The 21,811-nt window shown below is 72.2% G+C and carries 19 protein-coding genes; 9 read left to right on the top strand and 10 right to left on the bottom strand.

The window, feature by feature from the left end:
• Window positions 1–44: 44 nt before the first annotated feature.
• Window positions 45–908, bottom strand: coding sequence for a TIGR02452 family protein (locus AC07C1_RS23705; protein WP_478941913.1), 864 nt, complete (start codon window positions 906–908; stop codon window positions 45–47).
• A gap of 275 nt (window positions 909–1,183) precedes the next feature.
• On the opposite strand from AC07C1_RS23705, the gene egtA reads away from it, so the two are divergent.
• Genes egtA through egtD form a run of 4 tightly spaced genes read left to right on the top strand, consistent with a single transcriptional unit; the run spans window position 1,184 to window position 5,623 of the window.
• On the top strand, window positions 1,184–2,533 hold the full coding sequence (gene egtA / locus AC07C1_RS23700; RefSeq protein ID WP_478941911.1) for an ergothioneine biosynthesis glutamate--cysteine ligase EgtA: 1,350 nt from the start codon (window positions 1,184–1,186) through the stop codon (window positions 2,531–2,533).
• Window positions 2,530–3,888 carry an ergothioneine biosynthesis protein EgtB gene (gene egtB / locus AC07C1_RS23695; protein ID WP_478941909.1) on the top strand — a complete coding sequence of 453 codons (1,359 nt, stop codon included), beginning with the start codon at window positions 2,530–2,532 and terminating at the stop codon, window positions 3,886–3,888. Before egtA ends, egtB begins: the two co-directional genes overlap by 4 nt.
• Window positions 3,888–4,667, top strand: a complete 780-nt coding sequence (gene egtC / locus AC07C1_RS23690) for an ergothioneine biosynthesis protein EgtC (RefSeq protein WP_478941907.1) — start codon at window positions 3,888–3,890, stop codon at window positions 4,665–4,667. Before egtB ends, egtC begins: the two co-directional genes overlap by 1 nt.
• Window positions 4,664–5,623, top strand: coding sequence for an L-histidine N(alpha)-methyltransferase (gene egtD, locus AC07C1_RS23685; protein ID WP_478941905.1), 960 nt, complete (start codon window positions 4,664–4,666; stop codon window positions 5,621–5,623). The genes egtC and egtD overlap by 4 nt, the downstream gene beginning before the upstream one ends.
• Window position 5,624: 1 nt before the next feature.
• Here the strand turns inward: egtD and AC07C1_RS23680 are convergent, their stop codons facing one another.
• On the bottom strand, window positions 5,625–6,881 hold the full coding sequence (locus tag AC07C1_RS23680) for an extracellular solute-binding protein (RefSeq protein ID WP_478941903.1): 1,257 nt from the start codon (window positions 6,879–6,881) through the stop codon (window positions 5,625–5,627).
• Between the two features lie 217 nt (window positions 6,882–7,098).
• On the opposite strand from AC07C1_RS23680, the gene AC07C1_RS23675 reads away from it, so the two are divergent.
• Window positions 7,099–7,314 carry a dodecin gene (locus tag AC07C1_RS23675; protein WP_184966812.1) on the top strand — a complete coding sequence of 72 codons (216 nt, stop codon included), beginning with the start codon at window positions 7,099–7,101 and terminating at the stop codon, window positions 7,312–7,314.
• Between the two features lie 4 nt (window positions 7,315–7,318).
• Here AC07C1_RS23675 and AC07C1_RS23670 read toward each other — a convergent pair whose 3' ends face one another.
• Complete coding sequence (locus tag AC07C1_RS23670) at window positions 7,319–7,810, bottom strand: phosphatase domain-containing protein (RefSeq protein WP_478941900.1); 492 nt, start codon at window positions 7,808–7,810, stop codon at window positions 7,319–7,321.
• An 86-nt stretch (window positions 7,811–7,896) separates the two neighbouring features.
• On the opposite strand from AC07C1_RS23670, the gene AC07C1_RS23665 reads away from it, so the two are divergent.
• The 3 genes from AC07C1_RS23665 (at window position 7,897) to AC07C1_RS23655 (ending at window position 11,574) form a co-directional block, all read left to right on the top strand.
• Window positions 7,897–8,946 carry an LLM class flavin-dependent oxidoreductase gene (locus AC07C1_RS23665; RefSeq protein ID WP_478941898.1) on the top strand — a complete coding sequence of 350 codons (1,050 nt, stop codon included), beginning with the start codon at window positions 7,897–7,899 and terminating at the stop codon, window positions 8,944–8,946.
• Between the two features lie 39 nt (window positions 8,947–8,985).
• Window positions 8,986–9,174 (top strand): antitoxin, encoded by a 189-nt coding sequence (locus AC07C1_RS23660; protein WP_478941896.1) that lies wholly within the window; start codon window positions 8,986–8,988, stop codon window positions 9,172–9,174.
• A gap of 69 nt (window positions 9,175–9,243) precedes the next feature.
• Window positions 9,244–11,574: an ATP-binding cassette domain-containing protein gene (locus AC07C1_RS23655; RefSeq protein WP_478941894.1), complete on the top strand. Its 2,331-nt coding sequence runs from the start codon at window positions 9,244–9,246 to the stop codon at window positions 11,572–11,574.
• Between the two features lie 563 nt (window positions 11,575–12,137).
• Here AC07C1_RS23655 and AC07C1_RS23650 read toward each other — a convergent pair.
• The 5 genes from AC07C1_RS23650 to AC07C1_RS23630 form a co-directional block, all read right to left on the bottom strand.
• The gene (locus AC07C1_RS23650; protein WP_478941893.1) at window positions 12,138–13,022 is read right to left on the bottom strand and encodes a lysophospholipid acyltransferase family protein; all 885 of its coding nucleotides are present in this window, start codon (window positions 13,020–13,022) and stop codon (window positions 12,138–12,140) included.
• Entirely contained in the window at window positions 13,022–13,792 is a 771-nt protein-coding gene (locus AC07C1_RS23645) for a GNAT family N-acetyltransferase (RefSeq protein WP_478941891.1), read from the bottom strand. Before AC07C1_RS23645 ends, AC07C1_RS23650 begins: the two co-directional genes overlap by 1 nt.
• A gap of 318 nt (window positions 13,793–14,110) precedes the next feature.
• Window positions 14,111–14,860 (bottom strand): succinate dehydrogenase/fumarate reductase iron-sulfur subunit, encoded by a 750-nt coding sequence (locus AC07C1_RS23640; RefSeq protein ID WP_478941889.1) that lies wholly within the window; start codon window positions 14,858–14,860, stop codon window positions 14,111–14,113.
• Complete coding sequence (locus tag AC07C1_RS23635; protein WP_478941887.1) at window positions 14,857–16,806, bottom strand: fumarate reductase/succinate dehydrogenase flavoprotein subunit; 1,950 nt, start codon at window positions 16,804–16,806, stop codon at window positions 14,857–14,859. Before AC07C1_RS23635 ends, AC07C1_RS23640 begins: the two co-directional genes overlap by 4 nt.
• Window position 16,807: 1 nt before the next feature.
• The gene (locus tag AC07C1_RS23630) at window positions 16,808–17,479 is read right to left on the bottom strand and encodes a succinate dehydrogenase (RefSeq protein ID WP_478942093.1); all 672 of its coding nucleotides are present in this window, start codon (window positions 17,477–17,479) and stop codon (window positions 16,808–16,810) included.
• Between the two features lie 119 nt (window positions 17,480–17,598).
• On the opposite strand from AC07C1_RS23630, the gene AC07C1_RS23625 reads away from it, so the two are divergent.
• Window positions 17,599–18,492: a LysR family transcriptional regulator gene (locus AC07C1_RS23625; RefSeq protein WP_478941885.1), complete on the top strand. Its 894-nt coding sequence runs from the start codon at window positions 17,599–17,601 to the stop codon at window positions 18,490–18,492.
• Window positions 18,493–18,631: 139 nt separating this feature from the next.
• Here the strand turns inward: AC07C1_RS23625 and AC07C1_RS23620 are convergent, their stop codons facing one another.
• Together AC07C1_RS23620 and AC07C1_RS23615 are read right to left on the bottom strand one after the other, a co-directional pair.
• Window positions 18,632–20,776 (bottom strand): putative bifunctional diguanylate cyclase/phosphodiesterase, encoded by a 2,145-nt coding sequence (locus AC07C1_RS23620; protein ID WP_478941883.1) that lies wholly within the window; start codon window positions 20,774–20,776, stop codon window positions 18,632–18,634.
• Window positions 20,773–21,585 carry an SAM-dependent methyltransferase gene (locus tag AC07C1_RS23615; protein WP_478941881.1) on the bottom strand — a complete coding sequence of 271 codons (813 nt, stop codon included), beginning with the start codon at window positions 21,583–21,585 and terminating at the stop codon, window positions 20,773–20,775. Before AC07C1_RS23615 ends, AC07C1_RS23620 begins: the two co-directional genes overlap by 4 nt.
• Window positions 21,586–21,811 lie beyond the last annotated feature (226 nt).

Raw genomic sequence — 21,811 nt, 5'->3', positions numbered from 1 at the left:
CCCGCCGAGGGCGGGAGCCGATCACCCCCGCGCCACGGACCGCGCTACGCGAACGCCCGCACGAAAGCCTCTCGCACGACCGCTCCGGGTGTCCGGTCCAGTACGCCGAAGACCACGTGGCCGAAGGACCGGGCGAACCGGCCGTCGGGCCCGAGCAGCGTCCGGAACGCGTCCGCGACCTGCGCCGGATCGTTCTGGAAGACCCCGCAGCCCCAGGCGCCGAGCACCAGTCGCCGGTAGCCGTGTGCCACGGCCGTCTCCAGGACCCGTTCGGCTCGCCGCGCCAGTGCGCCCGGCAGTTCGGCGGCGCGTTCCGGCACGGTACGCCGTACGACACCCGCGTTGGGCGCGGCGGCGGTCAGGAAGCCCGCGAGGTACGGCTCCGCGAGCAGCCGGCCCCGGTCGTCACGGAAGACGGGCACGGCCGGTGAGTGGATCACCCGGTCCGTGTAGAAGGGGTCGCGGTCGGCGCGGTGGTGGTCGTAGAAGGCGCGGGCCGCCAGCAGGCAGGTGTGCAGCGCGGAGGCGCGGCACAGGGCCTCTTCCTGGGCCTGCGCGCCGTTGAGATAGCCGCCGCCCGGGTTCCGGGCCGAGGCGAAGTTCAGTACGGCGACCGGTGCGCCGGCCAGTCGGCGGGCCGCCTCCAGACTGCTCTCGCCGGTCACCTCCAGGACGGGGCCGCCCGTGAGGACCGCATCGGCTTCGGTGACCGGGTGGGCCTCGCCGGCCGTCCCGGCCCCGATCGCCGGCGGGACCGGTACCGGTGCGGGTCCGAACATCCGCGTGCCCGCCCGCGCCGCCGCGATCGCCGTCGCGACGGACACCTCCCGGCCGTCCGGCGCGCGGTACCCGCCGGCCGCCACTATGCGTTCCGTCTCCGCGGCGATCCCGCGCAGGCGCGCGCTCATGGCGCCACCCCCGTGGGCGCCATGACCACGGCCTGCGCGGTCTCCCCCGTCGTGCTCACACAGGCATCCTGGGTGATGCTGGTGATGCGGTGCAACGGAGTTTCCCGCCCGCGGAACGGTCCGGAAACACACACGGAAACGGAGATGACTGATCCGGAACGTCCGGCAGGGCGCCCTTGTGCGAAGGGGCTCGAGGGTTTTGGGTGGAGCGAGCGGCCGCCCGGTCCCTGACGGAAGGGGCCGGGGGCATGGTGGAATCTCAGGAGGATCCCGACATGTCCGATTCACCGGGCGACGGTGGTGACTGTACCGAGCACCGCGTCGCCGTTACCGAACCCGAGGTGGAGGCCCTGGTCAAGGGCATCTGCTTCAAGACCGGACCACCCCGCGCGGTCGGCGTGGAGCTGGAATGGCTCGTCCATGAGCTGCGGCAGCCGCAGCTCACCGTGACACCCGAACGGCTCGAAACGGCCTACGCCACGTTGCGGGCCGTGTCCCTGGGGTCGGCGCTCACCGTCGAACCCGGCGGTCAGCTGGAGCTGAGCTCGCCGCCCGCCGCCTCCCTGATGGAGTGCATCGGCACCGTCTCCGCCGACCTGGACGCCGTCCGTGCCGTCCTGGCCGAGGACGGTCTCGGTCTCGTCGGCATCGGCCACGACCCCTGGCACGCACCCCGCAGGTTCCTGCGCGAACCGCGCTACGACGCCATGGAGGCCTGCCTGGACCGTACCGGTCCGGCCGGCCGGCACATGATGTGTGCTTCGGCCTCCGTCCAGGTCTGCGTGGACGCCGGCCAGGAGGAGCCCGGCCCGCTGGGGCACGGTCGGCGCTGGTGGCTGGCCCACCAGCTGGGCGCGGTCCTGGTGGCCGCGTTCGCCAACTCCCCGCTGATCGGGCAGCGGCCCACGGGCTGGATGTCGACCCGGCAGCTGAAGTGGATGGAGATCGGCGCCGGCCGGGCGGGCGGTCCCCCGCTGACCGGCGATCCACGGGCCGTGTGGACGCGGCATGTACTGGACTCGCCGGTGATGTGCGTCCGCCGGGACAGCGGGCCGTGGGACGTGCCGGACGGGCTCACATTCCGGGAGTGGATCCGCTCCCGCTCCCCTCGGCCGCCCACCCGGGCTGACCTCGACTATCACCTGACGACCCTGTTCCCACCGGTCCGGCCGCGCGGCCACCTGGAGCTGCGGATGATCGACGCGCAGCCCGGCGAGGACGGGTGGATCGTGCCGCTCGCGGTGACGACGGCGCTGTTCGACGATCCGCAGGCCGCCGAGACCGCGTACCGGATCGTGAAGCCCCTCGCCGAGCGGGCGCTGAACCTGCCCGCCCCGCACAACCCGCTGTGGTGCGACGCGGCCCGGTGGGGGCTCGCCGACCCGGAGCTGCGCGAAGCGGCCACCGCGTGTTTCACGGCGGCCCTGGAGGCCCTGCCCCGGCTCGGCGCGACCACCCGGGTCACGGATGCCGTGGCGGCCCACCTGGACCGCTACGTCACCCGGGGCCGCTGCCCGGCCGACGACCTGCTGGACCGGCTGCGCGACCCGGAGCCGGCCCGGTTCCGGCCCGGCCCCATCGGGGGCATGCCCACCATCAACGGGAGGAAGGACATCCGTACATGACCGCCCCCGAGACCGGCAGCACGACCGGCACGACGACCGTCGAGACCGACAGCACGACCGCCGAGGCCCTGCGCGAGCGCGCGCTGGCCTCGCTCACCACCGCGCGTGACCGCACCACCCTGCTGACCACCTGCGTCGAGGAACCCGACCTCACCGCCCAGCACTCCCCGCTGATGTCGCCGCTGGTGTGGGACCTCGCCCACATCGGCAACCAGGAGGAGCTGTGGTTGCTGCGGGCGGTCGGCGGCCGGGAGGCGATGCGGCCCGAGATCGACACCCTGTACGACGCCTTCGAGCACCCGCGTGCCGAGCGGCCCTCGCTGCCGCTGCTGCCGCCCGTCGAAGCCCGGCAGTACGCTGCCGAGGTCCGCGGCAGGGTCATGGATCTGCTGGAGGGCGCGGACTTCCACGGCACCCGGCTGACCGAGGCCGGTTTCGTCTTCGGGATGATCGCCCAGCACGAACAGCAGCACGACGAGACCATGCTGATCACCCATCAGCTCCGGAAGGGACCTCAGGCCCTGACCGCGCCGGACCCGGAACCGGCCCCGCTGTTCACCGGACCGGCCGAGGTCCTCGTCCCCGGCGGCCCGTTCACGATGGGCACCTCCGCCGAACCGTGGGCGCTGGACAACGAACGCCCGGCGCACCCGCGGGAGGTGGCACCGTTCTGGATCGACACGACACCGGTGACGAACGGGGCGTACCAGGCGTTCATCGAGGACGGCGGCTACGACACCCAGCGCTGGTGGAGCCCGCGGGGCTGGGCGCACATCAGGCAGCACTCCATCACGGCCCCGCTGTTCTGGCGCCGGGACGGCGGTCAGTGGCTCAGACGGCGGTTCGGGACCACGGAGGCGGTCCCGGCCGAGGAGCCGGTGCTGCACGTGTGCTGGTACGAGGCCGACGCCTATGCCCGCTGGGCCGGGCGCCGGCTGCCCACCGAGGCGGAGTGGGAGAAGGCGGCGCGCTTCGACCCGGCCACCGGCCGCTCGCGGCGTTACCCGTGGGGCGACGCCGACCCGGGGCCCGAGCACGCCAACCTGGGCCAGCGGCATCTGCGGCCCGCGCCCGCCGGGAGCTATCCGGCCGGTGCGTCGCCGCTGGGCGTACGGCAGCTGATCGGTGACGTGTGGGAGTGGACGGCGAGCGACCTCCTGCCGTACCCGGGGTTCCAGGCGTTTCCGTACAAGGAGTACTCGGAGGTGTTCTTCGGCTCCGACCACAAGGTGCTGCGCGGCGGTTCGTTCGCCGTGGACCCGGTGGCCTGCCGGGGCACGTTCCGCAACTGGGACTACCCGATCCGCCGGCAGATCTTCGCCGGGTTCCGCACGGCCCGCTCGGAGGCCGTCTGATGTGCCGGCATCTGGCCTATCTGGGTCCCGAGGAACCGCTCGGCCGGTTCCTCGTGGAGCCCCCGAACAGCCTGTTCCGCCAGTCGTGGGCGCCGCGGCGGCAGCGCTACGGCACGGTCAACGCCGATGGCTTCGGGGTGGGTTGGTACGCCTCCGAGGACCCCGTGCCGGCCCGCTACCGGCGGGCCGGGCCGATCTGGGCGGACCTGTCCTTCGCCGACCTGGCGCGGGTGGTGCGCTCCGGTGCCGTGCTCGCGGCCGTACGGGACGCGACCCTCGCGGGCGCGGACGCCGAGGCCGCGGCGGCGCCGTTCGCGGCCGGGCGGTGGCTGTTCAGCCACAACGGCGCGATCGCCGGCTGGCCGGACGCGGCGGCACCCCTGGTGTCGGCGCTGCCCCCGGTCGACCTGCTGTCGCTGCAGGCCCGTAACGACTCGGCGTTCGTGTGGGCGCTGGTCCTGCACCGGCTGCGCTCCGGTGACGACCCCGCCCGGGCCCTCGGTGAAACGGTTCGCCGGCTCGCCGAGGCGGCCCCCGCGTCCCGCCTCAACCTGCTGCTCACCGACGGCGACACGATCGCCGCCACCGCCTGGGGCGACACCCTCTGGTACCGCACCGAGCCCGGCCGCGGCACGGTCGTCGCGTCCGAGCCGTACGACGACGACCCGCTGTGGCAGGAGGTCCCGGACCGCACCGTGCTCACCGCGAGCCGCGCCGGCGCGCTGCTCGCCCCGCTGGACGACCCCGCGGCCGTATCACCGAAGGAGCCCTGTACGTGAGTCCCCTGCGCGTCACCCGCACCCTCCCCGAGGACGCGACGGACGCGGCGCTGCGCGCCGACGTCCTGCGCGGCCTGTCCGTCACGCCCAAGTGGCTGCCGCCGAAGTGGTTCTACGACGCACGCGGCAGCGAGCTGTTCGAGCAGATCACCGAACTGCCCGAGTACTACCCCACGCGCGCCGAGCGGGAGATCCTTGCCGCCCGCTCCGGGGAGATCGCCGCCGCGAGCGGTGCCCGCACGCTGATCGAGCTGGGCTCGGGCTCCTCGGAGAAGACCCGTTATCTGATCGACGCGCTCCCGCTGTCGGCCTACGTCCCGGTGGACGTCAGCGAGAGCGCCCTCACCCAGGCCGCGCAGGCGCTCATCACCGAACGCCCGGACCTCGAAGTCCACGCGCTGATCGCCGACTTCACCGCCCCGCTGACCCTGCCGGCCACGCCCGGGCCCCGGCTGGTGGCCTTCCTCGGCGGTACGGTCGGCAATCTGCTGCCCGCCGAGCGCGCCGCGTTCCTGGCCTCCGTACGGTCCCTGCTCGCCCCGGGTGACGGGCTGCTGCTCGGCACGGACCTGGTCAAGGACGAGCGGGTACTGGTCCGTGCGTACGACGACGCGGCCGGGGTGACGGCCGCGTTCAACAAGAACGTGCTGGCCGTCGTGGACCGGGAGCTGGGCGCCGACTTCGATCCGGACGCCTTCGACCATGTGGCGCGGTGGGACGCCGAGCGGGAGTGGATCGAGATGCGGCTGCGCTCCCGTACCGCGCAGACCGTGAAGGTGCCCGCGCTGGACCTCGCCGTGCACTTCGCGGCGGGCGAGGAGCTGCGCACCGAGGTGTCGGCGAAGTTCCGGAGGGAGGGAGTGACCGCCGAACTGGATGCCGTGGGGCTGGAGTTGACCCATTGGTGGACGGATGCGCAGAGCCGCTTCGCGTTGTCGCTGAGCGTGCTGCGGTGAGTCAGCCCACGTCCGGGGTGAGTGCCTCGGTGATCTTCCGGGATGCCCGGCGGGCCTCGGCCGCCGGGTCCGCCCCCTTGAGCACCCGGGTCATGTACTCCTTGATCGGGTTGTCGGCCTCGACGTCGGCCCACTGAGGGGTGTTGGGGGTCGCCCTGCCGTGCGCCGCACCGGCGGCCATGGCGGCGACCCCCTCCTCACCGGCGACCGCGCCGGCCAGAGTGGTCTTGTTGGGCACGTAGTTCATCGTGCGGGCGAGTTCGGTGTCCCACTTCGCGCCGGTGAGCGCCCCGACGACGGCGGCCGCGGCGAACTGGTCCTCGGTGTTCTGCGGGACGACGAGGTCGGAGCCGCCGGTGAACACGGTGCCGGGCCGGGCGGCCGTCTTCCCGGGCACCGGGAAGAAGCCGAGCTTGTCCTTCAGGTCCGGGTTCTGCCGCACGATCGACTGGACAAGACCGGGCACGGCGACGAGCTGTGCGACCTTGCCGCCGGCGAACACACCTGCCTGGGGCGGGTGTTCCTCGTCGGCGTCCACGGGAGCGTCGCCCAGCGCCTGGAGCCGCCGGTAGAAGTCCATGCCGCGCAGCGCGGCCGGCGCGTCCAGGGTGCCCTGCCACTCGTGGTCCTTCTCCCGGGCCAGGTCGCCGCCCTCGTCCCAGATGAACCCGGAGAGCGTGTACCAGTCCTGTCCGGCGAGGTAGATGCCCTGGTTCCCACCGGAGTCGAGCTTCTCGGTGTCGGCGAGCCATTCGTCGCGGGTCTTCGGCGGGCGGGTGATCCCGGCCTGCTCGAACAGGTCCTTGCGGTAGACGACGACGCGGTTGGCCGCGTACCAGGGAATGCCGTACTGCTTGTTGCCGTCCTTGCCGGGCTGGGCCAGGCCGGGCAGCCATTTCTCCTTGCCCCAGTCGCGCATCGACTCCAGCGTGAGGTCGACGAGCCGGCCGCCGTCCGCGTACAGCGGCACCTGGGTGTTGCCGACCTCGATGACATCGGGGCCGTCCCCGGAGTCGTCCTTGAGAGCCCCCCTGACCTTCTCGACGATGCCGGTCCATTGCTGGATGCGGATGTCGAGGCGCAGGTCCTTGTGCGTGCGTTCGAAGTCCTCGGTGAAGCGATGCAGGAACTCCTTGGAGGCGCTGTCCTTCATCAGCCAGACGGTGACGGTCTTCCGCTCGTGCCCGCCGGGGAGCATCCCGCAGGCGCTGACGAGGGAGCCGGTGACACAGATGAGGGCGAGCAGACGACGTCTCACGAGGGGTCCTGTTCTGTCTGGCAGGGGCGGTGCGGACAGGGGTGGCGGCCCGATCGTGGGGGGACGAGCACAGGTACTCGTACGGGTGTGCAGGATTTTGGTATGGACCAATGCGAAGGGTCAAGGGCTACCCGCGCCCAGCCAGCACCCGACGCCGTGCGGTCCGGTCCCGGATGCGGCACGGTGGAGTACGGCGTGACACGAGAGGAGCACCCGCATGTCGAACCACACCTACCGGGTCACCGAGATCGTCGGCACCTCGCACGAGGGCATCGACCAGGCCATCCGCAACGGCATCGCCCGCGCCGACCAGACCCTGCGCAACCTGGACTGGTTCGAGGTGACGCAGGTCCGCGGCCAGATCGAGAACGGGCGGATCGAGCACTACCAGGTGGGCCTGAAGGTGGGCTTCCGCATCGAGGACGGCGACTAGCCCGTCAGGTACGCCCCTCGCGCTCCTGGGCCTCCTCCAGCGCGGCAGACTTGGCGGCCCAGCGGGCCCGCACCACGGTGAACCCGGCCCGCTCGGCGTCGTCGCACACGAGTTCGTCATCGTCGACGAGGACCCGGACCTCCCGGTCCCGCGCGAGCCGGCGCAGGATCTCGAGTTTGGTGAACCGGGCCGGCCTGCGGTCGGTGTTGCTCCGCATGTGCACGCGCCCCTCGGGCAGGCCGTGGGCGGCGAGCCACTCCAGCGTGTCCCGGCGGCACCGCTCGGGGCGGCCCGTGAGGTAGACGACCTCGCATTCCCGGGCGCTTTCCACCGCCAGCGCCACTCCCTCGGCAAGGGGCGGATCCTCGGGTGCGGCGGCGAAGAACGCGTCCCAGTTCCGCGGCCGGCCCTCCAGGAAGCGCTGCCGGTGGGCGGTGTCGGCCAGCGTGTTGTCGAGGTCGAACACGGCGAGCGGGCGCCTGCTGCTGTCAGTCACACGGCCACCCTAGTGCCGCGCCGCGGCACTAGGTCTGGATGCACGCGGTCAGGGAATCCCGGGCCCGTCAGGGCGTTGAACCCTGTGTGAGCAGCACAGTGATCGCCCGGACCCGGTTCTCCCTCCTCGACCGCTCCCGCACCCGGGAGGGCCACCCGCCCGCCCAGGCGATCCGGGACACCGTCGCACTGGCGCGGGAGGCCGAGGCGCTCGGCTATCACCGTTTCTGGGTGTCCGAGCACCACGGCGTCCCCGGGGTCGCCGGTTCCGCGCCGACCGTGCTCGCCGCGGCGGTCGCCGCGGCCACCCGGACGATCCGGGTGGGAACCGGCGGGGTCATGCTGCCCAACCACCAACCACTGGTCGTCGCCGAGCAGTTCGGGGTGCTGGAGTCGCTGTTCCCCGGGCGGATCGACATGGGTCTCGGCCGTTCCGTGGGCTTCACGGACGGGGTGCGCAAGGCCCTCGGCCGGGACAAGGGGGACGCCGAGGACTTCGCGGCCCGGCTCGGCGAGCTGCTGGACTGGTTCACCGGCACCTCACCGACCGGGGTGCACGCCCGCCCCTCGGAGGGCCTCGATGTGCCGCCGTTCGTGCTGGCGATGGGCGAGGGCGCGCGGATCGCGGCCCGCGCGGGTCTGCCGATGGTCATCGGTGATCTGCGCGGCCGGGAGAAGCTGCTGCGCGGCATCGACCAGTACCGCTCCCTGTTCCGCCCCTCCCGCTGGGCGGCCGAGCCGTACGTGGTGATCTCGGGCACGATCGCGGTCGCCGGCACCGAGCGGGAGGCGCGGCGGATGCTGGTCCCGGAGGCCTGGTCGATGGCGTACTCACGCACCCACGGCACCTTCCCTCCTCTCGCCCCCGCAGAGGAGGTCGAGGCCCGCACGATGACCGCCAGGGAACGGGACTTCTACCAGGCCTCTCTCGCCGGCCATCTCGCCGGCACCGAGGAGCAGGTCGCCCACGAGCTGGAGACGGTACTGAAGGAGACCGGCGCCGAAGAGGTCCTGATCACCACCAGCACCTACGACCGTACGGCGCTGCTGGACTCCTGCCGGCGGCTCGCCGCCCTCTTCGCACCGGGCGGCCGGGGCGCGGCCGCCCCGAGATGCGAACCGGGCGGGCGCCGGTGACCCTGGGAGGGCGAGCCTCAAGCGACGAGGAGGGCTGCCATGTCCTTCATGGACAAGATCAAGGGCATGCTCAAGGGCCATGAGGGCATGGCCGACAAGGGCATCGACAAGGGTGGCGACTACGTCGACCAGCGCACCGGGAACAAGTACCAATCGCAGGTCGACACCGGACAGGACAGGCTGAGGGACGAGTTCGGCAACCCGCAGGACCGGCCCCCGCAGTCCTGACGAGCCGGGGACGGGCTAGGATCGCGGGGTTTGCCCCCTCCCGGCAGGCCCGTACGGAGTGTCCCCCCGATGCACAGCCCCCATGACCCGTACGTCCGCGTCCGCGGCGCCCGCGAGCACAACCTCAGGGGCGTCGACGTGGACATCCCGCGGGACGTACTGGCCGTGTTCACCGGCGTCTCCGGCTCGGGGAAGTCGTCCCTGGCCTTCGGCACGATCTACGCCGAGGCCCAGCGGCGCTACTTCGAGTCGGTCGCGCCGTACGCGCGCAGGCTGATCCACCAGGTCGGGGCGCCCAAGGTCGGCGAGATCACCGGTTTGCCGCCCGCGGTCTCGCTGCAGCAGCGCCGTTCGTCCCCCACCTCGCGCTCCTCGGTGGGCACGGTCACCAACCTCTCCAACTCCCTGCGCATGCTGTTCTCGCGCGTCGGCGAGTACCCGCCGGGCGCCGAACGGCTCGACTCGGACGCGTTCTCGCCGAACACGGCGGCCGGCGCCTGCCCCGCGTGCCACGGTCTCGGCCAAGTGCACGAGACGACCGAGGAGTTGCTGGTCCCGGACCCCTCGCTGTCGATCCGCGAGGGCGCCGTCGCCGCCTGGCCGGGCGCCTGGCAGGGAAAGAACCTGCGGGACATCCTGGACGCGCTCGGCCACGACGTGGACCGGCCCTGGCGCGACCTGCCCGCCGGACAGCGCGAGTGGATCCTGTTCACGGACGAGCAGCCGGTCGTCACCGTGCACCCGGTCCGGGACGCCGACCGCATCCAACGGCCGTACCAGGGCACGTACATGAGCGCCCGCCGGTATGTGCTGAAGACTTTCTCGGACACCAAGTCCCCGACGCTGCGCGCGAAGGCGGAGCGCTTCCTGACCAGTGCGCCCTGCCGGGCCTGCAGGGGCAGCCGGCTGCGGCCCGAGGCGCTGGCGGTGACCTTCGGCGGCCGGACCATCGCCGAGCTGGCCGCGCTGCCGCTGACCGAACTGGCCGCACTGCCGGCCGGCCCCACGGAGACGGCCAGGGTCCTCACGCGGGACCTCACGTCCCGGATCGCACCGGTGGTCGAGCTGGGCCTCGGCTATCTGAGCCTGGACCGGGCCACCCCCACCCTCTCGGCGGGCGAGCTGCAGCGACTGCGGCTCGCCACGCAGTTGCGTTCCGGACTCTTCGGCGTGGTGTACGTGCTGGACGAGCCGTCCGCCGGACTGCACCCGGCGGACACCGAGGCACTGCTGACCGTGCTGGACCGGCTGAAGGCGGCGGGCAACTCGGTGTTCGTCGTGGAGCACCACCTGGAGGTCGTGCGCGGCGCCGACTGGCTGGTGGACGTGGGTCCCGGCGCGGGCGAGCACGGTGGACGCGTGCTGTACAGCGGGCCGCCGGCGGAGCTGGCGTCGGTCGAGGAGTCGGCGACCGCCGCGTTCCTCTTCGACGAGTCGCCGGGGCCGGCTCGTGAAGTCCGTGAGCCGCGCGGCTGGTTGAAGGTGGGTCCGGTGACCCGGCACAACCTGCGCGCGGTGTCGGCCGAGTTCCCGCTCGGCGCGTTCACCGCCGTCACCGGGGTGTCCGGCTCCGGGAAGTCCACGCTCATCGGGGAGTTGACGGAGAACCTCGCCGGGGTGGACCGTCTGGTCCGGGTGGACCAGAAGCCGATCGGACGCACCCCGCGTTCCAACCTGGCCACGTACACGGGTCTGTTCGACGTCGTACGCAAGGTGTTCGCCGCCACCGAACAGGCGCGGGCGCGCGGGTACGGCGCCGGGCGCTTCTCCTTCAACGTGGCCGGAGGACGCTGCGAGACCTGCCAGGGCGAGGGGTTCGTCAGCGTCGAGCTGCTGTTCCTGCCGAGCACGTACGCGCCCTGCCCGGACTGCGGCGGCGCCCGCTACAACCCCGGGACGCTCGTGGTGACGTACCGGGGACGGAACATCGCCGAGGTGCTCGACCTGACGGTGGAGGCCGCGACGGAGTTCTTCACGGACATCCCGGCCGCGGCCCGCAGCCTGGGCACGCTGCTCGACGTGGGCCTCGGCTATCTGCGGCTCGGCCAGCCGGCGACCGAGCTGTCCGGCGGCGAGGCCCAGCGGATCAAGCTGGCGAGCGAGCTGCAGCGCGGCCGCCGCGGCCACACCCTCTACCTGCTGGACGAGCCGACGACCGGATTGCACCCGGCCGACGTCGAGGTGCTGATGGACCGGCTGCACGGGCTGGTCGACGCCGGGCACACGGTCGTGGTGGTCGAGCACGACATGACGGTGGTCGCGGGCGCCGACTGGGTGATCGACCTGGGACCGGGCGGCGGCGACCGAGGCGGCCGGATCGTGGCGTCCGGTCCCCCGGAGCGGGTGGCCCGGGAGCAGGCCGGCGCGACGGCACCCTATCTGGCTCAGGTCATGCCCTGACGCACGACCGCACGGCACAGCCTCCCGGCCGGCCCCGGCCCGCCGAACAGACCCCGCCCCGGACCCTCTGGGCGCAACCCGGCACGCAGCGCCCTCCCCGGCTCACCCAGCGAACAACAACTCGGCCCACCCGGGCCCACCCCGACGCCGTACGCACTACGTCCTGCCCGGCACGCATCACCCCCGGCCCATCGACCAGCGGCACGGCCCGCCAGAACCCGCCCACACACAGCGCCCACCCCGCCACGCAGCAACCCCCAGCCCACCGAGCCGACAACGGCTTCGCCCGCCCCGGGCCGCCCAGCGCCGCCTGCCCGGCCCCGAGCATCCCACCGCCCATCGACCAGCGGCTCCGCCCGCCACCCGCCCACACACAGCGCCCACCCGTCAGCGGCACGGCCCGCCAGAACCCGCCCACACACAGCGCCCACCCGTCACGCAGCAACCCCCAGCCCACCGGGCCGACAACGGCTTCGCCCGCCCCGGGCCGCCCAGCGCCCGGCGGGGCGTCGCGCATCCCCCGCCCAGCGAACGGCGGCTCGGCGTGTCCAGGGGCTGTGCGTCTACCCGGCGCGGGTCATGTCCTGCGCCCTGGGGGTGGTGGTGCGCGAGGTCAGTGGTCGGCCGGTGACCAGGGCCGCGTGGGTCCAGGCGGGCTCGGGCGTGCTCGGCTGGGCCGCGTGGGCGAGGGCGCGGCGGTCGGGGTGGGCGCCCGGCGGTATCACCGGCCGTATCTCGACCTCGGCGACCAGGCCCCGGGTACGGGCCACCCGCCACAGGGACGCGAGCAGGGTGTCCTCGCCGACGAACGCCGCCGCGGTACCGGGCCCACCGCCCTGCTGCCGGTAGCGCAGGCTGACCGGCTGCACGGGCACGCCCGCGTCCAGCGCGGCCTGGAAGACGGCCCGGCGGAAGCGTCCGTGGGCCCGCCCGCACCAGGTGCTGCCCTCCGGGAAGGCGGTCACGGCCGCGCCCTCGCGCAGGGCGTCGGCGATCCGGGCGACCGTGCCCGGCAGGGCGCGCAGCCGGTCGCGTTCGATGAACAGGGCGCCGCCACGCGCGGCCAGCGCGCCCGCCACCGGCCACTGCCCGACCTCGCTCTTGGCGAGCATCCGGGCGGGACGTACGGCGGTCAGCAGTGGAATGTCGAGCCAGGAGACGTGGTTGGCGACGAGCAGCAGCCCGCCGGCCGGCGCCACGGTGCCGGTGCCGGTGCCGGTGACCCGGACCCCGACGGCCCGCACGATCATCCGGCACCATCGCCTGACCCATTCGGCGGGGATCCTCCCGCCGAACGGGGACAGTGCGATCCCCGCCAGCACCAGCACCAGCACCAGCACCGCGACCGCGGTCAGCCGCAGTACGGCACGGGGTACGGCCGCGGCGGTCCGGGCCGGCTCCACGCAGGCGCCCGGGGTGCAGGGCGCGCTCGGCAGCCAGACGCTCATCAGGCCGGTACGAGGGAGAGGAAGTGCCGCAGATAGCGCGGGTTGATCCGGCGCATCGACAGCAGCACGTACAGGTCGGCGACCCCGAAGTCCGGGTCGTGCGCCGGCTCGCCGCACACCCACGCGCCCAGGCGGAGGTAGCCGCGCAGCAGGACGGGCAGCTCGCGGAGTCCGCCCGGGGCCCCGGCGTTCGGCGTCCACGGCAGCAGCGGCCGTACCCGGAACTCCTCGGGTGCCAGGTGCTTGGCGCGCACCCGCTCCCAGGTGGCGCCGGCGAGGGCGCCGCCGTCGGCGAGCGGCACGGAGCAGCAGCCGGCCAGCCACTCGTGGCCCCGGTCGACCATGTAGCGGGCGATGCCGGCCCAGATCAGGCCGATGACGGCGCCGTCGCGGTGGTCGGGGTGCACGCAGGAGCGGCCGACCTCGACCAGGCCGGGACGGATCGGGTCGAGCGCGGTCAGTTCGAACTCGCCCTCGGAGTACAGCCGTCCGGCGACCGCGGCCCGCTCCGGCGGCAGCAGCCGGTAGGTGCCGACGACGTGCCCGGTCACGGTGTCGCGCACCAGCAGGTGGTCGCAGTACGCGTCGAACGCGTCGACGTCGTGGCCCGGCTCAGGGGTGGTGAGCAGGGCGCCCAACTCCCCGGCGAAGACGTCGTGCCGCAGCCGCTGCGCGGCGCGGACGTCGGCCTCGTCGCGGGCGAGGGTGACGGTGTAGCGGGTGGGTGCCGCGGGCTGCGGAGGACGGTCGAGCGTGGTGACGCCGGTCATGGCTCTCTCCATGGTCACGGGCCGGGGGCGGCGAGGAGTGGCAGTCCGGCGGTCCGGTCTGCCGGTCCTGTTCTTCCGATGCCGGTTGGCGCGCGCGTGACCGGTGCCCGGAGAGCGGGTGTGAGCTTGTTGAACGGCGTGGGCGGGGGTTGGGGGGAGAAAACCAGACGGGGCCGGGAAGAGCACCGCTCCCGGCCCCGCCCGCCCGCCGTTTCTCGGCGAACGATCAGTGCGGCGACACGGAGGCGCGGGACTGTGTTCCGCTGCGGTTCCGCCGCCTGGGAGCGACCAGCCACACCACCCGCACCCCCGACGGAGCTACCGCTTCCCCACCTTCCGGGTGGCCCGCAGCCACTCCTTGTTCATGCTCGTGATCGACACCAGCGGAATCCCCTTCGGGCAGGCAGTCGCGCACTCACCGGCCAGGGTGCACCCGCCGAACCCCTCCTCATCCATCTGCGCCACCATGTCCAGCACCCGCGCCTCCCGCTCGGGCGCTCCCTGCGGCAGGACGTTGAGGTGGTTGACCTTCGCGGAGGTGAACAGCATCGCCGCACCATTGGGACAGGCGGCCACGCACGCCCCGCATCCGATGCACTCCGCGTGTTCGAACGCGAAGTCGGCGTCGGCCTTCGGCACCGGCGTGGCATGCGCCTCCGGCGCGGACCCGGTCGGCGCGGTGACGTAGCCGCCGGCCTGGATGATCCGGTCGAACGCGGACCGGTCGACCACCAGGTCCTTGATCACCGGGAAGGCGGCGGCCCGCCACGGCTCGATGTCGATCGTGTCGCCGTCCTGGAAGGACCGCATGTGCAGCTGACAGCTGGTCGTCCGTTCGGGTCCATGCGCGTCGCCGTTGATGACCAGCGAGCAGGCCCCACAGATGCCCTCGCGGCAGTCGTGGTCGAAGGCGACGGGCTCCTCCCCGGAGAGGATGAGCTGTTCGTTGAGGACGTCCAGCATCTCCAGGAAGGACATGTCGGGCGAGATGCCGTCCACCTCGTAGGTGGACATGGCTCCTTCTGCGTCGGCGTTCCGCTGCCGCCAGACGCGCAGGGTGAGCTTCATGCGTAGCTCCGCTGGGTGGGGTGGACGTACTCGAAGACCAGGTCTTCCTTGTGCAGGACGGGCGCCTCGCCGGTGCCCGTGAACTCCCAGGCGGCGGCGTAGGAGAACGCGTCGTCGTCGCGGGCCGCTTCGCCGTCGGGGGTCTGGGACTCCTCGCGGAAGTGGCCGCCGCAGGACTCGGCGCGGTGCAGCGCGTCGAGGCACATCAGCTCGGCGAGCTCCAGGTAGTCGACGATCCGGTTGGCCTTCTCCAGCGACTGGTTGAACTCCTCGCCGCTGCCGGGGACCTTGATGCGCCGCCAGAACTCCTCGCGGATCAGCGGGATGCGCTCGAGCGCCTTGTGCAGTCCCGCCTCCGTACGGGCCATGCCGCAGAACTCCCACATCAGTTCGCCGAGTTCGCGGTGGAAGGAGTCGGGGGTACGGTCACCGTCCACCGCCAGCAGCAGGTTCAGCCGGTCCTCGGTCTCCGCCAGCACTTCCTGGACCAGGGGGTGCTCGGCGGTCACCGGTTCCTGGTGCGGGTTGCGGGCCAGGTAGTCGTTGATGGTGGCCGGCAGGACGAAGTAGCCGTCGGCCAGGCCCTGCATCAGCGCGGAGGCGCCGAGCCGGTTGGCGCCGTGGTCGGAGAAGTTGGCCTCGCCGATCGCGAACAGGCCGGGGACGGTGGTCTGGAGGTCGTAGTCGACCCACAGGCCGCCCATCGTGTAGTGCACGGCCGGGTAGATCCGCATCGGCACCTCGTACGGATCCTCGTCGGTGATCCGCTGGTACATGTCGAAGAGGTTGCCGTACCTGGCCTCGACGGCCTTCCGGCCCATCCGCTTGATGGCGTCGGCGAAGTCCAGGTAGACACCCTGGCCGCCGGGGCCCACTCCCCTGCCCTCGTCGCAGACGTTCTTCGCGGCGCGGGAGGCGATGTCACGCGGGACCAGGTTGCCGAAGGACGGGTAGATGCGCTCCAGGTAGTAGTCGCGTTCGTCCTCGGGGATCTGGTGCGGCGGGCGGTTGTCCCCCTTGGCCCTGGGCACCCAGATCCGGCCGTCGTTGCGCAGGGACTCGCTCATCAGCGTCAGCTTGGACTGGTGGTCGCCGGTGCGCGGGATGCAGGTCGGATGGATCTGTGTGAAGCAGGGGTTGGCGAAGTGGGCGCCGCGCCGGTGCGCCCGCCAGACGGCGGTCGCGTTGGAGTTCATGGCGTTGGTCGACAGGTAGAAGACGTTGCCGTAGCCGCCGCTGGCCAGGACGACCGCGTCGGCGAAGTACGTGTCGATCCTGCCCGTGACGAGGTCGCGCGCCACGATCCCGCGGGCCCGGCCGTCGACGACGATCAGGTCCAGCATCTCGGTGCGTGGATGCATCTCCACGTTTCCCGCGGCGATCTGCCGGGACAGCGCCTGGTAGGCGCCCAGCAGGAGCTGCTGGCCCGTCTGGCCGCGGGCGTAGAACGTGCGGGAGACCTGCACACCGCCGAAGGAACGGGTGTCGAGCAGGCCGCCGTATTCCCGGGCGAACGGCACGCCCTGGGCGACGCACTGGTCGATGATCTCGACGGAGATCTGGGCGAGCCGGTGCACGTTGGACTCACGCGCCCGGAAGTCGCCGCCCTTGACGGTGTCGTAGAACAGCCGGTGGATCGAGTCGCCGTCGTTGCGGTAGTTCTTCGCCGCGTTGATTCCGCCCTGCGCGGCGATGGAGTGGGCCCGGCGCGGGGAGTCCTGGTAGCAGAACTGGACGACGTGGTAGCCCTGTTCGGCCAGCGTGGCGCCGGCGGAGCCGCCGGCGAGGCCGGTGCCGACGACGATGACCGTGTGCTTGCGCCGGTTGGCGGGGTTGACCAGCTTCGCCTCGAAGCGGCGCTTGTCCCAGCGCTCGCCGATGGGGCCGGAGGGTGCCTTGCCGTCGACGACCGGCTCTCCGGTCGTGTAGTCCGCGTAGGTAGTCATGTCAGCTCACCACTCCGGTCATGACGCCCACGGGTACGGCGATGAAGCCGGCCGTGAGCAGCAGCGCGAGGACGTCGGCAAGGGCCTTCAGGGCGCGGTCGCGGGCGCGGCTGCCGACGCCGAGGGTCTGGGCGGCGCTCCAGAAGCCGTGCCGGATGTGCAGTCCGAGCGCGAGCATCGCGACGATGTAGACGACGTCGCCGTACCAGGTGGAGAAGGTGTCCACGACGTTCTGGTACGGGTGCCCCTCCTGGAAGCCGCCCGGGTGCACGGTGCCGGTGGTCAGGTCCAGGATGTGCCAGACGATGAACAGGCCCAGGATGATCCCGCCCCAGCGCATGGTGCGGGTCGCGTAGCTCGCCCTCGGCTTCTTGTGCACGTACTTGCTGGGCCGTGCGTTGATGTCGCGGCGGCTGAGCTGGTAGGCGGACGTGGCGTGGGCGACCACGGCGACGACGAGGACGACCCGGATGAGCCAGAGCGTCCACTCGTAGTGCATGAAGGGTTCGCCGACGGTGCGCAGCCAGTGGCCGTAATGGTTGAACTCGCCCGCGCCGAAGTAGATCTTGAGATTGCCGATCATGTGCGCGACCAGGTAAAGCAGCATGATCACGCCGCTGACGGCCATCACCGTCTTCTTGCCGACGGAGGAGTCCCACATCGTGCGCGCCATGGACGGCCGTCGGTCCGTCCGCGTTGCCATCGCCATGAACAGCACGCTAGGGCCGGGGGACCCGATCGGTCCAAGACATGGTACGGCTTGTTTCCATAGGCTCCGGCTATCCTGACAGGATGCAGTTCCAGCAGCTCCAGTACTTCGTGGCCGTCGCCGAGACCCGGCACTTCACCCGGGCCGCCGAGCTGGTCCATGTCGCCCAGCCGTCACTGTCCCAGCAGATCAAGGCGCTGGAGCGGGAGCTGGGCGCGGATCTGTTCCTGCGCGCCCGGGGCAACATCACGCTCACCGACGCGGGCGAGGCGCTGCTGCCGCTGGCCCGGCGCATCCTGGCGGACGCGGACACCGCGCGGCACGAGGTGCAGGAGCTGGCGCAGCTGCGACGGGGACGGGTGCGCCTGGGGGCGACGCCGAGCCTGTGCACGGGGCTGCTGCCGGACGTTCTGCGCGCCTTCCACGACCGCTATCCCGGCATCCAGCTGCTGATCGAGGAGAGCGGCTCGCACGACCTGGTGCGGGAGCTGGCCCGCGGCGCGCTCGACCTGGCCCTGGTCGTGCTGCCGCTGCCGTCGCCCGCGCCCGCGCTGACCACGGTGGAGTTGCTGCGGGAGGACCTCGTGGTGGTGTCCTCACCCGAGGTGCCGGCGCCGGGTACCGCGCGTGAGGGCAGCCGGGTCGTGCACATCGCGGACCTGGAGGGTGAGCGGCTGGTGATGTTCCGGCACGGCTACGACCTCAGGGAGCTGACCGTCGCCGCGTGCCGCTCCGCGGGCTTCGAGCCGGACTTCGCGGTCGAGGGGGGTGAGATGGACGCGGTGCTGGGGTTCGTACGGGCGGGGCTGGGGGTGGCCGTGGTGCCGCGGATGGTTGCCGCCCGGGCCGGCCGGGGGCTGCGGGTCACTCCGTTGGCTCGGCCGGGGTTGCACCGGACGATCGCGTTGGCACACCGGAGCGATGTGGCTCCGCCGCGGGCCGCCCGGGAGTTGCAGCGGATGTTGCTCGAGCGGTGAGGGCGCTTCCTGCCCGGTTGTGGCTGCCCCGGCGGCGCCGCCCGGGGCACGGATGCGTGGCCGCTTCCCGCGCGGTTCCCCGCGCCGCTCTCGGAGGCGCTGCCTCGCCGGGCACTGGACAGGGCGCCCCCCCTTCCCGTCAGCCCGTCGCGTCCACCAGCGCCAGGTCGTGCAGTCTCTCTGGTGGACCCGGCCGGGCGTAGTACCAGCCCTGGGCCGTGTCGCAGCCCAGTACGCGCAACTGCTCGGCCTGGACGCCGGTCTCCACGCCCTCCACGGTGACCGCGAGGTCCAGGCTGTGGGCGAGGGAGACGATCCCCTCGACGATCTTCAGGTCGACCGGATCGGCGGGGAACTGCTGCATGCCCCGGGTGAAGGAGCGATCCAGCTTGAGGACGCTCACCGGCAGGCGGCGGAGGTTCGCCAGGTTCGAGTACCCGGTGCCGAAGTCGTCCAGCGCGATGTCGACGCCCATCTCGGCCAGTCTGCGCAGCGGTTTGAGCAGATCGTCGTCGGCGCCGATCAGCGCGGACTCGGTGACCTCCAGGCACAGGGCGTCCGGCGCCACCCCCGCGCGCTCGAGGATGTCGACGGTGTCCTGCACCAGACCCGAGTGGCTGAGCTGGACGGGCGAGAGGTTGACGTTGATGCGCAGCGGGCCGGCGGACGCCTCGTGGCCGTACCGTTCTCGCCATGCGCGGGCCTGGCGGATGGACTCCTCCAGGACCCAGCGGCCCAGCGGCACGATCAGGCCCGTGTGCTCGGCGAGCGGGATGAACCGGTCGGGGCCGAGGACACCGTGCTGCGGGTGCAGCCAGCGGACCAGGGCCTCGGCGCCGCGCACACTGCCGTCGCCGAGGTGGACGAGCGGCTGGTACTCGATGAAGAACTCGCCGCGCTCCAGGGCGGTGGGCAGAGCCGTGGTCAGACCATGACGGGTGATCGCGCGGGCGTCGGCCTCCGGATCGGCCAGTTCCGAACGGTTGCCGCCCGCCGACTTGGCCCGGTACATGGTGATGTCGGCGCTGCGCAGGACCTCGGCCGCGGTGCGCTCGCCCGCCGGGCCCTCGACGATGCCGAGGCTGCCGCGGACCATGAGGTCCCGGCCGTCGATGCTGATCGGGGTGACCAGCGCGTTCATGATCCGCTCGGCGAGTTCGTCCACCTCGTGTTCGGTGCCGGGCCCGGTGGTCAGCGCCACGAACTCGTCACCGCCGAGCCGGGCGACCATCTCGCCGGGCGCGGTCGCGCAGGACTGCAGCCGGTCGGCGACCTCCACCAGCAGCCGGTCACCGGCCGCGTGGCCCAGGCTGTCGTTGACGGTCTTGAAGCCGTCCAGGTCGAGGTAGCACAGCCCGAAGCGCTGGCCGTTGCCGGCGCCCAGGGCCTTCTCCAGCCGCTCGAAGAACAGGGTGCGGTTGGGCAGACCGGTGAGCGCGTCGTGGGTGGCCTCGTAGCGCAGCCGGAGGTTCAGCAGACGGCGCTCGGTGGTGTCCTCCATGAGGGCGAGCTGGTACTGCGGATTGCCGTCGGCGTCGCGCAGCAGGGAGACCGTCAGGTTGGTCCACAGGACCGTGCCGTCGGGGCGGTTGAACGCCTTCTCCACGTGGTAGTGCTCGCGCTCGCCGCGGACGAGTTCCTCATAGAGCTTCCACGTCTGCGGCGCGTCCTCGGGGTGGGCCCAGCTCAGCACCTGGCGGCCGCGCAGGGACTGCTCGGTGAGCCCGAACATGCGCAGCAGCGCCTCGTTGACCTGGAGGACGTTGCCCTCCAGGTCGGCGATGCCGATTCCTATGGCCGCGCCTTCGAAGACCGCGCGGAAGCGTGCCTCGCTGGCGTGCAGGGCCTGGGCCACCACTCCCTGCGCCAGCAACGCGGCCTGGGCGATGGCCTCTTGTTCGGCGAGCGTGCGCTCGCGCAGCGCCTGCGCGTATCCGGCGGCCATCGCGTGCTGCAACCGCGAGGAACGCAGACGCAGTCCGTCCTGGGGGCCGTCCTCGCCGCAGTACAGGACCAGGTAGGCGTCAATGCAGTCCAGGCTGCGGGTGAGCGCCTCGGGGTCGGTGCAGTGCGCCTCGACCAGCGCCGCGCCGACCGCCCTTGCGCCGTCCGCGTCGAAGCCGTGCGTCCGCAGCAGCTCGCTCAACCTGCGTGCGAGCGGCAGGAGTCGCTCCTCGAACTCGGCGCGGGTGAGCGACGTCGAGGTCACCGGGAAGACCGCCCGGCTCCAGATCGTCGTCAGCCGGCGCAGTCTGCCCTCCGGCCCGTCCGGCTCCGCGCTCACGCCGTACGCCCCACGCCGGCGAATCCGGAGAAGGCATACGGATCCTCGTCCTCCGGCGCCGACTCCGGGCGCCAGTGCGGCATCGGCACCAGTCCGGGCTCCACCATGTCGTACCCCTCGAAGAACCGCGCGATCTGGTCGCGCGAGCGCATGATCAGCGGGTTGCGAATGTCCTTGTACACGTCCACCGCGCCCTCGGCCCGCTCGGCAGGCACGGGGATTCCCTCGTACGAGGCATGGGTGAGGATCAGCAGGCTGCCGGGCGCGAGCGCGTCGCGCAGCTCCGCCACCGCACCGTACGGGTCGTCCGCGTCTTCCACGAAGTGCAGTATGGCAACGAGCAGGAGGGCCACTGGCCGATTCAGGTCGATCAGCCGCTGCAGTCGGGGGCTCGCGAGGATCTCCTGCGGCTTGCGCAGATCCGCCGCGACCACGTCCGCGTGGTCGTTCCCCGCCAGCACCGCCTGGCTGTGCGCGACGGCGACCGGGTCGTGGTCGACGTAGACGACACGGGCTCCTGGTACGACCGTCTGGGCGACCTCGTGCGCATTGCCGAAGGTCGGGATGCCGGAGCCGATGTCGAGGAACTGGGTGATGCCCTCCTCGGCCGCGAAACGTACGGCCCGGCGCATGAACGCCCGGTTCGCCTGCATGACCTTCGGCAGGCCCGGCATGAACTCCATGGCCTTGCGCGCGGCTTCCCGGTCGACCTCGAAGTTGTGCGAACCGCCCAGGTAGTAGTCGTAGATCCGCGAGACGCTGGGCACCGAGATGTCGATGCTCCGTGGGGCCCAGGCGGGACGCTCCATGTATCTCTCCAAGGCGTGGACGACAGGCGTAGGCGATCCGGTGTTCGAGCAGAGGCTACTGATCGCCTGCCAAAGGGGCGACCTGAAACGGAAATTGACCATCCGTTCCCGGTCACTGCCTGCGGCAAGTGCCCGTATGACCCCGCTGCGTGACGGCTGTGCCGGCATCCGGCGGCGTAAGCCCCCATACAACGATCCGCCCCCTCCGTGCGGTGCGGAGGGGGCG

This window comes from Streptomyces sp. NPDC045022 (assembly GCF_056432605.1).
This window is presented reverse-complemented; position numbering and strand designations above follow the sequence as displayed.